Genomic DNA, 2,229 nt, shown 5'->3' with positions numbered 1-2,229 from the left:
AGATGCATTTAGTATTGAACTTGAAATACGGAGAGCCTAAATATGAAAACGCAAAATTATCTTGCAACTGCTGATTTAGCTTATAAAAATCTAAAAGAAGGTCAACATATTCGAGGAATTGATAATGTAGAATATGAAGTTGTCAAATCTCTCCATACTAAATCTGGCTACGACGGCTATGTCCTGTACAGAAAAGACACCAATGAACTAGTTGTTACTCATAGAGGTACATGGCCCGAAAAAAATGCAAAAGCCACAGATATACTGACCGATTTAGGCATGGCAGTCAATCAAGGAAACAATCAATATCCCGATGCCAAGAAATTGACAGAAATAGCTATATCATTAACTCAAACACGTTATCCAGGAGCCGTAATTCACCAGTCAGGACACTCTCTCGGCGGAGCTCTAGCACAATTGTGCGGCTACAATTATGGGCAACAAACTGAAACATTCAATGCCTATGGTGCAGCCAAGCTGAATGAGAAACAGCCTGGTAAACAATCCAATGCCAAATTAATCACAAATCATGTCCGTGGTATCGATCCTGTTAGCTCTGCAAGTCCGCATTTAGGCAACGTTAAATATTATCTGCACGAGGGTGAAAAAGTGGCCTTATATCTTCACGGTTTCGGACGCTTTAATACATCTCCAAATCGCACATGGTCACTTGCAATCGTAGGTGCCGCAGCAAGTCATGGGCTTGACAATTTCAAAAACGGCGGACTATCCGCTCAAAGCCATTCTTTTGCTTCTGAGCATATAAATCTAATTAAAGAATTCCGTATAGAATTTGAAGCAGACGTACAAAAAACAGGAAGAAATATTAGGTTTATTAAAGATAGAATAAACGATGGAATTAGATGGGGCAAAGAAGCACTTGATTGGGGGAAAGATGCGATTAACTGGGGGAAAGATGCATTTAACTGGGGAAAAAAAGCCTTGAATCTCTCAGCAAACGTCAATACCCCTGAAAGCCAACTTGCCCAACTTATAACCGATAGTCATCTTCTACTAAAAGAGAATGACAATACAAATCGTTTTGTTGCCACATCCTCTACTGCAACACAAATCCCACAATCTAAATATGACGAAGTCAGAGGTATGTTAAGAGGGATTATCAATGATACTGATGGATCATATGCTCAAAAGGTACTTGCAGAACATCCTGAGCAGGTTGCACTTTTTGATGAAAAAATCCGTCAAAATATAGCACTAAACCAAGATAAACAACAGGAACTAGCAGTTGAAAAAGGCCAAACGTTCCAGCACGAAGAGCAACAAAGAACCCTTTCTCGCTCATTTGGCTAATTAATTTGTTTGACCAGACTTCCTTTGGAACTTTGACTCTTCTTTTGTAAAGTTCACAAATCAAGTAATTGCGGAAGTATTCAAAAGCTTAGTTAACAGCTCCCTTGGAAGTCTAGTAAATAATTTGATACATCAATTTAATTTAGCTACAACCTTGAATTAATAATCTTATCAAACTAATCAGATACCCTATAGTTATCCATGGACAACTCCATTTTTAATCAGATGGTACCCACAAAGGATCTTGAAATGAGAAAAGTGTTAACCCTAATAGGTTTGACCATCCTATTGTCATCTTGCACCTTGGAGGATGGAAAAATGTTTGATTCAGCTTATGACTTTCACGGACTGCCCAAAGCAGAAAGTGACCCTGTTGTAACGGAGAATCCGAAAAAGCATCAAAAATACGAATTGACGGTTACGTTTAAAAATGCACCAGGAAAATTTGAAATTTCCAGACTGGTAGAAAACTATGATGCAAAGAATTGTATGATTACCACCAACCGTGCAGCTGGCGCAACCGCGTATGCAGTTTACCAACCTGAATTTACCTTAAAAAAAATCAGCGATACAGTTTATCAAGGGGAATTTTATACCGACAGGCCTTTGAATGAAGACTATTTTGGTCAGGGAGTGTGTTTGTGGGAAAATTATGGTGTTTCTCTAGAATTCAAAGCTGATAACAATAAAAAAAGTACCCTTTTTTCAGCATATATTGACGATACCGTATGGAAAAATATGGCAGAAAAAGGTACAACAGCAAACTTAATCTACTATCACCAAAAAGCAGATTATCCAATTGCTACTTGGTTAGATAGTGAAACTGGTCTTGTTTCCAGTGGAGTTACAGCAGAACAAGCGCAACAAAGAGGCATTGATTTAAAAGATGCATTTAGTATTGAACTTGAAATACGGAGA

At 38.1% G+C, this 2,229-nt stretch carries 2 protein-coding genes; both read left to right on the top strand.

The annotated features are described in order from the left end of the window. Positions 1 to 42: 42 nt before the first annotated feature. A complete protein-coding gene (locus HMPREF2954_RS05405; RefSeq protein WP_052673352.1) occupies positions 43 to 1,311 on the top strand; it encodes a Tle-like phospholipase domain-containing protein in 1,269 nt (422 codons plus the stop codon). Between the two features lie 249 nt (positions 1,312 to 1,560). Continuing rightward, positions 1,561 to 2,229, top strand: a 669-nt coding sequence (locus tag HMPREF2954_RS05400) for a hypothetical protein (protein WP_070689040.1), incomplete at its 3' end; no start/stop codon positions are given.

The sequence above is a fragment of the Neisseria sp. HMSC067H09 genome (genome assembly GCF_001814135.1).
In the GTDB taxonomy this organism is placed as follows: domain Bacteria; phylum Pseudomonadota; class Gammaproteobacteria; order Burkholderiales; family Neisseriaceae; genus Neisseria.
The sequence above is the reverse complement of the archived record's forward strand: the minus strand, read 5'-3'. Positions and strand labels throughout refer to the sequence as shown.